This window comes from Polaromonas sp. AET17H-212, from assembly GCF_002379085.1.
In the GTDB taxonomy this organism is placed as follows: Bacteria; Pseudomonadota; Gammaproteobacteria; order Burkholderiales; family Burkholderiaceae_C; genus Polaromonas.
In genome coordinates, this window is record NZ_NBZW01000013.1 from 112,930 (window position 1) to 125,588 (window position 12,659).

Sequence of the window (12,659 nt, forward strand, 5' to 3'; positions counted from 1 at the left end):
GGCTTCACATGAACATGTCGGCTGGCGGGGGCTATCGCTTAACCCGTCAATGAGGGTGATTCTCGTTTTCGGGAGACGCTGGCTGTCATTCGATTCAGCCAGGGCCTTGTCCGGCCATGAAACAAGGCAGCGCTTGCAGCGCTGCGCAGGGTGCTGCCTAGCTGAGTTCGCCCATCTGGCTTTGCAGGTAGTTCTGGATGCCGACCTTGGCCAGCAGCTCGATCTGGGTTTCCAGGAAGTCGATGTGTTCTTCGGTGTCGTCCAGGATGCCTTGCAGCAGATCGCGCGAGACATAGTCACGCACGCTTTCGCAATGCGCGATGCCGTCCTTGATGGTGGCCTGGGCGCCGGTTTCGGCCTTCAGGTCACAGGCCAGCGCTTCCGGCACGTCCTCGCCGATCATCAGTTTGCCCAGGTCCTGCAGGTTGGGCAGGCCGTCAAGCATGAAGATGCGGTCCATCAGTTTGTCGGCGTGTTTCATCTCGCCGATGGATTCTTCGTATTCCTTCTTGGCCAGCTTGTCCAGGCCCCAGTGCTTGTACATGCGGTAGTGCACGAAATACTGGTTGATGGCGGTGAGCTCGTTTTTGAGCTGGGCCTGCAGGTGGGTGATGACTTGTGCGTCGCCTTTCATGCTGATTCCTTTTTTAGTTTTGAATGCCCTGATTGTCGGCAGGCCGGCGCCATCGGGCAAGAGGAAATGCATAACCCTTCTCGCGCGGTAGGAGCACGAATGGGATTGATAGGCATTCTTCTTTGCAGCGGGGCGCGGCAGGGTGCCCGCCCCCCGCGCTGTCAGGCCGCGGGCGCCGAGGTCCGCATCAGGTGATCAAAAGCGCCGAGGGCCGCCTTGGCACCGTCGCCGGCCGCAATGATGATCTGCTTGAAGGGCACGGTGGTGGCGTCCCCTGCGGCAAACACGCCGGGCAGCGAGGTCTGGCCTTTGGCGTCAACGATGATCTCGCCGTGTTTCGAGAGCTCGACCACGCCCTTGAGCCAGTCGGTGTTGGGCACCAGGCCGATCTGGATGAACACGCCTTCGAGCGGCACGGTTTTCAGCTCGCCAGTCGCGCGGTTCTTGTAGACCAGGCCGTTGACCTTCTGGTCGCCGGTGATCTCGGTGGTCTGTGCGTTGGTGAACACGTCGACATTTTTCAGGCTTTTGAGCTTGCGCTGAAGCACGGCATCGGCGCGCAGCGCGGTGTCGTACTCGATCAGCGTCACATGGCCGACGATGCCGGCCAGGTCGATCGCCGCTTCCACGCCGGAGTTGCCGCCGCCGATGACCGCCACACGTTTGCCCTTGAACAGCGGTCCGTCGCAGTGCGGGCAATAAGCCACGCCCTTGTTCTTGAACTCCTGCTCGCCGGGCACGTTGATGTTGCGCCAGCGTGCGCCGGTGGAGATGATGACCGTTTTGCTCTTGAGCGAAGCGCCGCTTTCCAGTTGCACTTCAATCAGGTCCTTGCCGGGTCCGCTATTGGGAATCAGGGCCTTGGCACGCTGCAGGTTCATGATGTCGACGTCGTAGTTGCGCACGTGCTCCTCGAGGGCATGGGCGAACTTGGGGCCTTCGGTTTCCTTGATCGAGATGAAGTTTTCGATGCCCAGCGTGTCGAGCACCTGGCCGCCAAAACGCTCCGACGCCACGCCGGTGCGAATGCCCTTGCGCGCGGCGTACACGGCTGCGGCCGCGCCGGCCGGGCCGCCGCCAACGATCAGCACATCAAACGGTGCTTTTTCAGCGATCTTCTTGGCTTCGCGCTCGACGCCGCTGGTGTCGATTTTTGCGAGGATTTCTTCCAGACTCATGCGGCCGTTGCCGAACATGGTGCCGTTCAGGAAGACGGTGGGCACGCCCATGATCTCGCGCTCCTTGATCTCGTCCTGAAAGGTGCCGCCTTCGATCATGGTGGTCTTGATGCGCGGGTTCTGCACCGCCATCAGGTTCAGCGCCTGCACCACGTCGGGGCAGTTGTGGCAGGTCAGCGAGACATAGATTTCAAATTCGAGATCGCGGTCCAGCGCGCGGATCTGGTCGAGCACGGCCTGCTCGACCTTGGGCGGGTAGCCGCCAATCTGCAGCAGCGCCAGGATCAGCGAGGTGAATTCATGGCCCATGGGCAGGCCGGCAAAACGCGGGCCGTGGTTTTCACCCGGGCGGTTGACCGAGAAGGAGGGCTTGCGGTGCGGGTCGTCGCGGCTTTCGGTCAGCTTGACCAGTGGCGACGCCTCGGCCACGTCCTTCAGCAGCGACAGCACTTCGCCCGAGGCCTCGCTGTCGTCCAGTGAAGCGACGATTTCGATGGGGGCGGTGGCGCGTTCGAGGTAGCTTTTCAGTTGGGCTTTGGTGGCATCGTCGAGCATGGCGGACTCACTTTCAATTTCAATGGGGAACAAAAAAGCCCGGGACGGCACACGTGTGTGCCGGGGCCCGGGCCTCCGTCAGGAAGGCAGCAGGGCGCTTAGATCTTGCCAACCAGGTCGATGGACGGGGCGATGGTCTTGGCGCCTTCGTTCCACTTGGCAGGGCAGACCTGGCCAGGATGGGCCGCGGTGTACTGGGCCGCCTTCAGCTTGCGCAGGGTTTCCTTGACGTCGCGCGCGATTTCGTTGGAGTGCACTTCAGCGGTCTTGATGATGCCGTCGGGGTTGATCACGAAGGTGCCGCGCAGTGCCAGGCCTTCTTCGGGGATGAACACGTCAAAGGCTTTGGTCAGCGTGTGGGTCGGATCGCCCACCAGCGGGAACTTGGCCTTGCCGACGGCGGGGGAAGTCTCATGCCACACCTTGTGCGAGAAATGGGTGTCGGTGGTCACGATGTAGACCTCGGCGCCGGCTTTCTGGAATTCGGCGTAGTTGTCGGCAGCGTCCTCGACTTCCGTGGGGCAGTTGAAGGTGAATGCGGCCGGCATGAAGATCAGGACCGACCATTTGCCCTTCAGCGATTCGTCTGAAACGTCGATGAATTTGCCATTCAGGAAGGCTTGGGTCTTGAAAGGCTGGACTTGGGTATTGATCAGGGACATGCGGGTTTCCTCTATGGATGATGACGTAAAAATTAACGACAGGGATAGCTTAAGGTCTGGTCGACGATTAATCCAATTAATTGAATGTATCCATGTCATGTAGTATGACTATTGGCCGGCGTGCGACCAGTTTTTGCTATCGAAACAAGAGCTGCTGGTGCCCGCACCTGCTGGCAAAACAGGGCTTTTCACGTGAGGAAGTGCCCCTCAAGGCAACTGGACGCTGTTTCGGGTGAAATCAATAAGCGAAATTGCCGGTTAGCCCAATAAATACGGGCGCAAGCAGCTACCAAAAAAATAGCTAAACAGGAGGGGACAGCGGCGCTGACGCTCAGTACTCCAGCCGCTCGGGCCGGATCTCCTGCAGGATGGTGGTGGCAATCTCTTCGATCGACTTGGTCGTGGTCGACAACCAGCGAATGCCTTCGCGCCGCATCATGGCTTCGGCCTCGTGGATTTCGTCGCGGCAGTTGGCCAGGCTCGCGTATTTCGAGTTGGGCCGGCGCTCGTTGCGGATCTGCGCCAGGCGCTCGGGGGCGATCGTCAGGCCGAAGATCTTCTTGCGGTGCGGCAGCAGCGCCGGCGGCAGCTGGCGGCGCTCGAAGTCCTCGGGAATCAGGGGATAGTTCGACGCCTTCAGGCCGTACTGCATGGCCAGGTACAGCGAGGTGGGTGTTTTGCCGCTGCGGCTCACACCCACCAGGATCACGTCCGAACCGGCCAGGTCCTTGTTGCTTTGACCGTCGTCGTGGGCCAGCGAGAAGTTGATGGCTTCAATCCGGTCGTCGTAGGCCTTGCTTTTGGAGGCATCCGAAAAGCGGCCCACCCGGTGGTTCGACTTGATGCCCAGCTCGGTTTCCAGCGGCGCGACAAAGGTGCCGAACATGTCCAGCATCATGCCGTGGCAGTGGGCCTTGATGACGGCCAGGATCTCCATGTTGACCAGCGTGGTGAACACAATCGGCCGGTTGCCCTCGACCGCGGCGGCGTGGTTGATCTGGCGTACCGCCTGGTGCGCCTTGTCCACGCTGTCGATAAAAGGCAGGCGCACGTGGCGCGCCGTGAATTCAAACTGCGCCAGGATGGCGTTGCCAAAGGTTTCGGCGGTGATGCCGGTGCCATCGGAGATGAAAAATACGGTGCGGTTGGGCATGTTGGGCCTGGTTTGATGGCAAAGCGCCTACATGGACCATGCAGGCGACGTTCTACAATCCGCTGGATTATCCAGATTTGCGACACCATGCCCCGCCACAACCCCTTCCAACAACCACAAGGTTGCTTGCCGCGCATGGTCGATACCCCCGTTTTTAAACCTCCCGGAGTATTTTCATGTCCAATTTGTTTGAGGCGACCGCCCTGGTCGTACCGTTTGAAAACCTGAGGATGACCGACGTCGAGTCTGTCGGCGGTAAAAACGCCAGCCTCGGCGAAATGATCTCGCAGCTGCCGACCGGCCCCAAGGGCGTGCAGGTGCCCACCGGCTTTGCCACCACCGCCCACGCTTTTCGCGTGTTTCTGGCCCACGACGGGCTGGACAAGAAAATAAACGCCGTCCTCGACCAGCTGGACACCGACGACGTGCGCGCCCTGGCGGTCGCCGGCGCGCAGATCCGCACGCTGGTGGAAGCCCAGCCTTTCCCGCCTGAACTGGAAAAAGCCGTGCGCAGCAGCTTTGCCGCCCTGAGCGCGGACAACACCCAGGCCAGTTTTGCAGTGCGCTCGTCGGCCACCGCCGAAGACCTGCCCGACGCCTCGTTTGCCGGCCAGCAGGAAACCTTTCTGAACGTGGTCGGTATTGAGGACGTGCTGCACAAGATGAAAGAGGTGTTCGCCTCGCTCTACAATGACCGCGCCATCAGCTACCGCGTGCACCAGGGTTTTGCCCATGCCGACGTGGCCCTGTCGGCCGGCGTGCAGCGCATGGTGCGCAGCGACCTCGGCGCGGCCGGCGTGATGTTCACCATCGACACCGAAAGCGGCTTTGAAGACGTGGTGTTCATCACCTCCAGCTACGGGCTGGGCGAGACGGTGGTGCAGGGCGCGGTGAACCCCGACGAGTTCTATGTGCACAAGCCCATGCTCAAGGCCGGAAATCGCGCCGTGATCCGCCGCAACCTGGGCAGCAAGCTGCTGCAGATGGAGTTCACCACCGCTGAGGAAAAGAAGGCCGGCGGCAAGCTGGTCAAAACCACCGATGTGCCAGCCGAGCTGCGCAACCGCTACTCGCTGAGCGACGCCGACGTCGAGCAGCTCGCGCGTTACGCCGTCATCATCGAAGACCACTACGGCCGGCCCATGGACATCGAATGGGGCAAGGACGGCATCGACGGTCAGCTCTACATCCTGCAGGCGCGACCCGAGACGGTGAAAAGCCAGTCCAAGGGCAAGGCCGAGCAGCGCTACAAGCTCAAGGGCACCGGCACCGTGCTGGCCGAGGGCCGGGCGATTGGCCAGAAAATCGGTACCGGCCCGGTCCGCATCGTGCGCGACATCAAGGACATGGATCAGGTCCAGCCCGGCGACATTCTGGTGACCGACATGACCGACCCGAACTGGGAGCCGGTCATGAAACGCGCCAGCGCCATCGTGACGAATCGCGGTGGGCGAACCTGCCATGCGGCCATCATTGCGCGCGAATTGGGCATTCCGGCGGTGGTCGGCTGCGGCGACGCCACCGAGCGGCTGGTGGACGGCATGCTGGTGACGGTCAGCTGCGCCGAAGGCGACACCGGCAACATCTACGATGGCTTGCTGGAAACCGAAGTGACCGAGGTGCAGCGCGGTGCGATGCCGCCGATCGACCTGAAAATCACGATGAACGTCGGCAATCCGCAACTGGCCTTTGACTTTTGCCAGATTCCCAACCATGGCGTGGGCCTGGCGCGGCTGGAATTCATCATCAACAACAATATCGGCGTGCACCCCAAGGCGATTCTCGACTACCCGAATGTCGATGCGGACCTGAAAAAGGCGGTGGAAAGCGTGGCGCGCGGCCATGCGTCGCCACGTGCTTTTTACGTCGACAAGGTGGCCGAAGGCATCGCCACCATTGGCGCGGCTTTCTGGCCCAAGCCGGTGATCGTGCGTTTGTCCGATTTCAAGTCCAACGAATACCGCAAGCTGATTGGTGGTTCGCGTTACGAGCCCGAGGAGGAAAACCCGATGCTCGGTTTCCGCGGCGCATCGCGCTATCTCAGCCCGGATTTTGGCGAAGCCTTTGCCATGGAATGTGAAGCACTCAAGCGCGTGCGCAACGACATGGGTCTGGTCAATGTCGAGGTCATGGTGCCTTTTGTGCGCACCCTCGGGCAGGCCAAAAAGGTGACCGATCTGCTGGCGCAGCATGGCCTCAAGCGCGGCGAGGGGGGCCTGCGCGTGATCATGATGTGCGAGGTGCCGAGCAATGCGATTCTGGCCGACCAGTTCCTCGAGTATTTTGACGGTTTCTCGATTGGTTCGAACGACCTGACACAGCTGACGCTGGGACTGGACCGTGATTCGGGCCTGGAGATCCTGGCATCGGACTTCGACGAGCGCGACCCGGCCGTCAAGGCCCTGCTGAGCCAGGCGATCAGTGCCTGCAGGCGACAGGGTAAATATGTCGGTATCTGTGGCCAGGGCCCCAGCGATCATCCGGACTTTGCACTCTGGCTCAAGGAGCAGGGCATCGGGTCGATCTCGCTGAACCCCGACACCGTCATCGACACCTGGAAGCAACTGGCCAACTAGGGACTGTGTTCACACTTGCCGTGTGGACAGGCCCAGGCTGCTTGGGCTGACTTGCGCCGCAGACGCGCGGCGCGGGTCAGGCGCAGCCTTCCCCCTTGTAGGCACTTGGTTCTAGCTTCGCCCGCAAGCGGCCAGAACCAAGGGAAAGTCCTAGTAAGGGTTTCAACGGGGTTCGCCGCCCCGTGCGGCGGTTTGTAAGAAGTCGGTAAGAACCGGGACAACAATCAAGCCATTGTTGCCAGGGGTCTTATGCTTTTTGCCGCGTCTACTCTTAAATTGATAGCAGAGATCGCATTGCTCGCGTTGTTCGGGCAGTGGGTGCTTGGCTTGCTGGCAGGCGCCAAGAAGGACGGCAACCTGTTCTACCAGATCCTGCAGATCGTCGGCAAACCCTTTGTGGTGGCCGCCCGCTTCATCACCCCGAAACAAATCATTGACCGCCACGTTCCGTTCGTGGCGTTTTTGTTGCTGCTGTTTGTCTGGATCGCCGCGACCCTGACGCGCATCCGGATCTGTCTTGAAATTGGTGTGGAGCTCTGCAAATGAACACGATCCTGGCTTACTGGTATTTCAAGCTGCAGGCGCTGGTGCTGCTGGTGTTCAGCAAGCAGCAGGCGGCCCTGGAGAAATTCGACCAGATGCTGGTGTTGCGGCCGGGTGACCGGTACGCCCTGGCCAGCCGCGCCCACGTCCTCGCGCAGGAAGGCGACAAACACGGCGCCATTGCCGCACTGCGCTTGCTGTCCGAGCGCTACCCCGACAATGCCGCGGCCTGGTTCAACCTGGCCTACATGCTGGAAGACATCGGTGGCCACGCCGACGCGGAGCCCGCCTTTCGCCGGGCGCTGGACATCGAACCCAAGATGGACCGGGCCTGGTACGGCCTGGCCCTGCTGCTGATTCGTGATCGCCGCTTCGACGAAGCGGTTCAGGCACTCAAGAAAAACACAGAACTGCAACCCATGAGCCCGTTCGGCTGGTATCAGCTGGCGCGGGTTCATGTCGACAGGCAAGACCCTGATGAGGCGGTGAAAGTCATTCGCCATCTCAAACGGTTTGAGCCTAAAGTGGCCGCCCAGCTGGAACGCGAGACGGGACTGGGCGTTGCCCGGCCTTCCTGACGGCAGACCCGCTGGGTGGTGATTTGATGGCCAGGGTCTGAACCCAGGCTGATAAGAAAAGAGACGCGATCCGGCTTGCAGGCCACGCTTGGGGACAAGTGGTGATCGTGATGTGCCCGAAAGGGTGTTGTTAGATGGAGGCTAGTGTTATGCAGTTGACTGACAACCATCGCCGTTATTGGCGCAAGAACCTCAACATCACGGGAATCCTTCTCGTGATCTGGTTCGTCGTGACGTTCGTCGTGAGCTACTACGCCCGCGAGTTGAGCTTCAATTTCTTTGGCTGGCCCTTTAGCTTCTGGATGGGAGCACAGGGGGCTTTGGTGATTTACGTGGCGATCATCGGCTATTACGCCTGGTACATGGGCAAGCTCGACATCGAACACGGTGTTGAAGAAAGCGAGGAATAATCATGGCTGGAATGTTTGGTTCTGACGCCGGCACTAACACCGCCGCCTCCAATGCTGCCTTCAAGGCAGGCCTGAGCAAGGTCTACACCTGGTACACCGGTGGCTTCCTCGCCTTCGTGGTTGTGCTGGCCGTCCTTGAACAGATGGGCTTGTCCCGCCAGTGGATCGGCCTGATTTTCCTGCTGGCCACGATCGGTCTGTATGCCGGCATCGGCATCATGAGCCGCACGACCGACGCCGCCGAATACTACGTGGCAGGGCGCCGAGTCCCGGCCATGTACAACGGCATGGCGACCGGCGCCGACTGGATGTCTGCGGCGTCCTTCATCGGCATGGCCGGAACGCTCTACCTGACGGGTTACAGCGGCCTGGCCTTCATCATGGGATGGACGGGCGGTTACTGCCTGGTCGCCCTGTTTCTTGCGCCCTACCTGCGCAAGTTCGGCCAGTTCACGATTCCCGACTTCCTGGGCGAGCGATATGGCGGCAACCTGCCGCGTTTTCTGGGGATCATCGCTGCGATTCTGTGCTCCTTCACCTATGTGGTGGCCCAGATTTACGGCGTCGGCATCATCACCGCGCGCCTGACGGGGGTGGCCTTTGAACTCGGGATTTTCCTGGGTCTGGGCGGCATTCTGGTTTGCTCCTTCCTGGGCGGCATGCGTGCTGTGACCTGGACGCAGGTGGCCCAGTACATCATTTTGATCGTGGCTTACATGATCCCGGTGGTGTGGCTGTCGGTCAAACAGACCAGCGTCCCGATTCCGCAGGCGATTTACGGCTTCCAGCTGCAAAAAGTGACTGCCAAGGAAAAAGAGCTGACCAACAATGCCAAGGAAATCGAAGTCCGCGATATCTACAAGCAGCGTTCGGCCGCCCTGGCTGAAAAGCTCAAGAACCCGGCCGCTGCGCTGGCTGCCGACAAGGCCGCCGCGGAGAAAGCCGTGGCGGACCTGAAAGCCGCCAATGGTGCGCTGTCGGAAATTTCCGCGGCTGAAAAAGCGCTGGCTGCCTTGCCGAAAGACGAAGCTGCCGCCAAGAAAGCGTGGACCGCTGCCAAGGCCGGGGCTGACACCAAGGCACTCCCCCTGAATGGCATGCCTCCGCATGCCCAGCAGTTTGCCGGTGACCCCAATGGCGATGCCGCTGCCCAGAAGGCTTACGACGTTTCGCGTCGCAACTTCCTGGCGCTGATTTTCTGCCTGATGGTGGGTACCGCCGCGCTGCCGCACATCCTGATGCGTTACTACACGGTGCCCAGCGTGAAGGAAGCGCGGCAATCGGTCACCTGGTCGCTGTTCTTCATTTTCCTGCTGTACTTCACCGCACCGGCCCTGGCCGTGCTGGTGAAATACGAGGTCTTCACCCTGGTGGTCGGCACGCCGTTCAACGCCTTGCCGGAATGGATCACTGCCTGGAACAAGGTCGATCCGACGCTGCTGTCGGTGGTGGATATCAACAAGGACGGCATTCTGCAGCTCAACGAGATGTCCATCGGTGGTGACATCATCGTGCTGGCCGCACCCGCGATTGGCGGCCTGCCTTACGTGGTGTCCGGCCTGGTGGCGGCCGGTGGTCTGGCTGCGGCGCTGTCAACGGCTGACGGCCTGCTGCTGACGATTGCCAATGCGCTGAGCCATGACCTGTACTACAAAATGATCGACCCGAACGCATCGACCGCACGCCGCGTGACCATCTCCAAGGTCCTGCTGCTGGTGGTTGCCCTGGCGGCCGCTTACGTGGCTGCCCAGAAACCGGCCGACATTCTGTTCCTGGTTTCTGCGGCGTTCTCGTTTGCTGCGGCTGCGTTCTTCCCGGCCCTGACGCTGGGGATCTTCTGGAAACGTGCCACCGGTATCGCTGCCTCGCTGGGCATGATCGCCGGCCTGGGAACCACGTTCTACTACATGATCACCACCCAGCCCTGGATGCGCGGCCTGTTCGGCATCACCTCGCCGGTTCAGCTCTGGTGGGACATCCAGCCGATTTCGGCCGGTGTCTTCGGCGTGCCTATCGGCTTTGCCGTGATCCTCCTGGTCAGCCTGGTCACCCCTGCGCCTAGCCGCAAGGTCCAGGAGCTGGTTGAGCATGTGCGCTACCCAACCCTGCGCGCTGATCCCGTGCGCTGATTCCTGAACTGACCGGAAGCTCCGGTCAGCTTCAGCCAAAAAGCCCGGCAACACGCGTTGCCGGGCTTTTTTCCGTCTGGACGGAAGGGCAGCGGTCCGGACGCCCTGATGGGACGGAGAGAAGGGCCCGGGGCGCCCGGGTGGAAGCTGGTTTTGGCTGGACGCGCCGGCTCAGGCTATAATCATGGGCTTCGCCTTGCTGCACCCTTAACGACGCTGGGGCAGCTTCAACCAAACCACAAGGAGAGTTTATGCGTCATTACGAGATCGTCTTGCTGATCCACCCGGATCAAAGCGAGCAAGTCCCAGCCATGCTGGAACGTTACAAGGGCATGATTACCGCCGGCGGTGGAAAAGTGCATCGTGTTGAAGATTGGGGCCGCCGCCAACTGGTGTACCTGATCCAGAAACTCGCCAAAGCCCACTACCTGTGCATCAACATCGAAGCCAGCCAGGCCGTGATGGAAGAAATTGAACACGCGTTCAAGTTCAATGACGCCGTGTTGCGCCACCTGACCGTGGTCAAGAAAAAGGCTGAAACCGGCCCGTCCCTCATGATGCGCAACGTCGAGAGGGAAGAAGCCCGCAAGGCCCAGCAGCAGGAGTATGCGGCCTAACCCCTCATCGGGTTGCCCACACATGCTGTTGAACAACTGATTGCTGCGCATCGTCGCAAGATCATGATTCTGCAGTGAACCGCGTTGAATTGACCGCTTGTATCGCCGAGGCCAGTCCTCTTCGCTACACCCCCGCTGGAATCCCCGCTGCCAATTTCGTCCTCGAACACGAGTCCGAAATGACAGAAGCAGGTTCCACCCGGCAGGTCAACTTGACAATGAAGGCGGTTGCTTTTGGTACGCTGGCTGAGCAAACTGGCCAGCTGCCCTTAGGCAAACCTTTCAGGCTCACCGGTTTTCTGGTCAATGCCCGCGGCAGCAAGAGCGTTGTTTTCCATATTCAAGCCATCGAATCAGTACCGAACCCCATTTAAGGAGTCCATCATGCCCGGACCAAAACGTTTCAACAAAGACAAGCGCCCCAAGCGCAATACCCAATCCCTGCTGTTCAAACGCAAGCGTTTTTGCCGTTTCACAGCCGCTGGTGTTGAAGAAATCGACTACAAGGACATCGACACCTTGCGCGATTTCGTTGCCGAAAACGGCAAGATCATCCCCGCCCGCCTGACCGGCACGCGCGCGATTTTCCAGCGCCAGATCAACACCGCCGTCAAGCGCGCTCGCTTCCTCGCGATGCTGCCTTACAGCGACCAGCACCGCAGCCTGTAAGGAACACGACCATGCAAATCATTCTGCTCGACAAAGTCGTCAACCTGGGCAACCTGGGTGAAGTCGTCAAGGTCAAGGACGGCTATGCCCGCAATTTCCTGATCCCTTCCGGCCGCGCACGTCGCGCTACCGCCATGGCAATCAAGGAGTTCGAGGTCAAACGCGCCGAACTTGAAAAAGCCGCCGCTGCCAAGCTGGCCGAAATGCAAGCCCAGGGCGCAAAGCTGGGCGGCACCACCGTCAAGCTCACGCAAAAAGCCGGTGTGGACGGCCGCCTGTTCGGCTCCGTCACCAACCACGACATTTCGGCCGAGCTGACCAAGCAGGGCTTCCCCGTGCTCAAGTCGCAGATCCGCATGCCCAACGGTCCCCTGAAGACCGTCGGCGACCACCCGGTCACCGTGGCGCTGCACACCGATGTGGCCGTGGACATCACCGTGACGGTGTACGGCGAATCCGCTTAAACCGCTTCGCTGCCCCGAAAAAAGCCGCTCGCTGAGCGGCTTTTTCAATGGTGCGTCCATTCACATCTTGTACAGGGTTGTGCCCCTGTTATTCACGACTTATCAACAGCTTTTTACAGTGACGCCAGGCCCGCTTGGCGCTAGCATGTAGGGCTGTCAAGGAAACCCATGTCCGCCGTACTTTCCACCGCTCCCGATCCCCGTTACAGCGCCGACCGGCAGATTGCCCAGCTGCGCATTCCACCGCATTCCATCGAGGGCGAGTCCAGTGTTCTGGGCGGCCTGCTGCTGGACAACGGTGCCTGGGATCGGGTCGGTGACCTGCTGGTGGATGAGGATTTTTACCGCTACGAACACAAGCTGATCTACGCGGCCGTCGGTGCCCTGATCAACGCGACCAAGCCGGCCGACGTGATCACGGTTTACGAACACCTGCAGAACCTGGGCAAGGCCGAGGATATCGGCGGTCTGAGTTACCTGAACTCGCTGGC

Annotated in this window: 14 protein-coding genes; 10 read left to right on the forward strand and 4 right to left on the reverse strand. The window is 60.6% G+C overall.

Annotated elements, in window-relative coordinates:
- Positions 1-157: 157 nt before the first annotated feature.
- The 4 genes from bfr to ppsR form a co-directional block, all read right to left on the reverse strand.
- Positions 158-634 carry a bacterioferritin gene (bfr, locus tag B7G53_RS12130; protein ID WP_096667943.1) on the reverse strand — a complete coding sequence of 159 codons (477 nt, stop codon included), beginning with the start codon at positions 632-634 and terminating at the stop codon, positions 158-160.
- 161 nt (positions 635-795) lie between these two features.
- Complete coding sequence (gene ahpF / locus B7G53_RS12135) at positions 796-2,367, reverse strand: alkyl hydroperoxide reductase subunit F (RefSeq protein ID WP_096667945.1); 1,572 nt, start codon at positions 2,365-2,367, stop codon at positions 796-798.
- A 98-nt stretch (positions 2,368-2,465) separates the two neighbouring features.
- Positions 2,466-3,029, reverse strand: a complete 564-nt coding sequence (ahpC, locus tag B7G53_RS12140; RefSeq protein WP_096667947.1) for an alkyl hydroperoxide reductase subunit C — start codon at positions 3,027-3,029, stop codon at positions 2,466-2,468.
- 331 nt (positions 3,030-3,360) lie between these two features.
- The gene (gene ppsR / locus B7G53_RS12145) at positions 3,361-4,182 is read right to left on the reverse strand and encodes a posphoenolpyruvate synthetase regulatory kinase/phosphorylase PpsR (RefSeq protein ID WP_096667949.1); all 822 of its coding nucleotides are present in this window, start codon (positions 4,180-4,182) and stop codon (positions 3,361-3,363) included.
- A gap of 176 nt (positions 4,183-4,358) precedes the next feature.
- Here ppsR and ppsA point away from each other — a divergent pair, with 176 nt between their 5' ends.
- The 10 genes from ppsA to B7G53_RS12195 all read left to right on the forward strand — a co-directional run.
- On the forward strand, positions 4,359-6,758 hold the full coding sequence (ppsA, locus tag B7G53_RS12150) for a phosphoenolpyruvate synthase (RefSeq protein WP_096667951.1): 2,400 nt from the start codon (positions 4,359-4,361) through the stop codon (positions 6,756-6,758).
- A 294-nt stretch (positions 6,759-7,052) separates the two neighbouring features.
- Complete coding sequence (locus tag B7G53_RS12155; RefSeq protein WP_255249991.1) at positions 7,053-7,304, forward strand: hypothetical protein; 252 nt, start codon at positions 7,053-7,055, stop codon at positions 7,302-7,304.
- Complete coding sequence (locus B7G53_RS12160) at positions 7,301-7,879, forward strand: tetratricopeptide repeat protein (RefSeq protein ID WP_096667955.1); 579 nt, start codon at positions 7,301-7,303, stop codon at positions 7,877-7,879. Before B7G53_RS12155 ends, B7G53_RS12160 begins: the two co-directional genes overlap by 4 nt.
- Before the next feature lie 149 nt (positions 7,880-8,028).
- A complete protein-coding gene (locus B7G53_RS12165) occupies positions 8,029-8,289 on the forward strand; it encodes a DUF4212 domain-containing protein (RefSeq protein ID WP_096667957.1) in 261 nt (86 codons plus the stop codon).
- 2 nt (positions 8,290-8,291) lie between these two features.
- The gene (locus B7G53_RS12170) at positions 8,292-10,418 is read left to right on the forward strand and encodes a sodium:solute symporter family protein (RefSeq protein ID WP_096667959.1); all 2,127 of its coding nucleotides are present in this window, start codon (positions 8,292-8,294) and stop codon (positions 10,416-10,418) included.
- A gap of 251 nt (positions 10,419-10,669) precedes the next feature.
- On the forward strand, positions 10,670-11,035 hold the full coding sequence (gene rpsF, locus B7G53_RS12175) for a 30S ribosomal protein S6 (protein WP_007871089.1): 366 nt from the start codon (positions 10,670-10,672) through the stop codon (positions 11,033-11,035).
- Positions 11,036-11,109: 74 nt separating this feature from the next.
- Complete coding sequence (gene priB, locus B7G53_RS12180) at positions 11,110-11,409, forward strand: primosomal replication protein N (protein ID WP_096667961.1); 300 nt, start codon at positions 11,110-11,112, stop codon at positions 11,407-11,409.
- Between the two features lie 10 nt (positions 11,410-11,419).
- The gene (gene rpsR / locus B7G53_RS12185) at positions 11,420-11,704 is read left to right on the forward strand and encodes a 30S ribosomal protein S18 (protein ID WP_077592883.1); all 285 of its coding nucleotides are present in this window, start codon (positions 11,420-11,422) and stop codon (positions 11,702-11,704) included.
- An 11-nt stretch (positions 11,705-11,715) separates the two neighbouring features.
- A complete protein-coding gene (gene rplI / locus B7G53_RS12190; RefSeq protein ID WP_096667963.1) occupies positions 11,716-12,168 on the forward strand; it encodes a 50S ribosomal protein L9 in 453 nt (150 codons plus the stop codon).
- A gap of 168 nt (positions 12,169-12,336) precedes the next feature.
- Positions 12,337-12,659: DnaB-like helicase N-terminal domain-containing protein (locus B7G53_RS12195; RefSeq protein WP_303621655.1), on the forward strand; the 323-nt coding region annotated here is incomplete at its 3' end.

Excerpts from the sequence above, each read along its gene's own strand:
- ppsA (WP_096667951.1), top strand. The coding sequence starts at position 4,359 with ATGTCCAATTTGTTTGAGGCGACCGCCCTGGTCGTACCGTTTGAAAAC.
- B7G53_RS12160 (WP_096667955.1), top strand. The coding sequence starts at position 7,301 with ATGAACACGATCCTGGCTTACTGGTATTTCAAGCTGCAGGCGCTGGTG.
- B7G53_RS12170 (WP_096667959.1), top strand. The coding sequence starts at position 8,292 with ATGGCTGGAATGTTTGGTTCTGACGCCGGCACTAACACCGCCGCCTCC.
- rplI (WP_096667963.1), top strand. The coding sequence starts at position 11,716 with ATGCAAATCATTCTGCTCGACAAAGTCGTCAACCTGGGCAACCTGGGT.
- B7G53_RS12165 (WP_096667957.1), top strand. The coding sequence starts at position 8,029 with ATGCAGTTGACTGACAACCATCGCCGTTATTGGCGCAAGAACCTCAAC.
- ahpF (WP_096667945.1), bottom strand. The coding sequence starts at position 2,367 with ATGCTCGACGATGCCACCAAAGCCCAACTGAAAAGCTACCTCGAACGC.
- ahpC (WP_096667947.1), bottom strand. The coding sequence starts at position 3,029 with ATGTCCCTGATCAATACCCAAGTCCAGCCTTTCAAGACCCAAGCCTTC.
- rpsR (WP_077592883.1), top strand. The coding sequence starts at position 11,420 with ATGCCCGGACCAAAACGTTTCAACAAAGACAAGCGCCCCAAGCGCAAT.
- rpsF (WP_007871089.1), top strand. The coding sequence starts at position 10,670 with ATGCGTCATTACGAGATCGTCTTGCTGATCCACCCGGATCAAAGCGAG.
- bfr (WP_096667943.1), bottom strand. The coding sequence starts at position 634 with ATGAAAGGCGACGCACAAGTCATCACCCACCTGCAGGCCCAGCTCAAA.
- ppsR (WP_096667949.1), bottom strand. The coding sequence starts at position 4,182 with ATGCCCAACCGCACCGTATTTTTCATCTCCGATGGCACCGGCATCACC.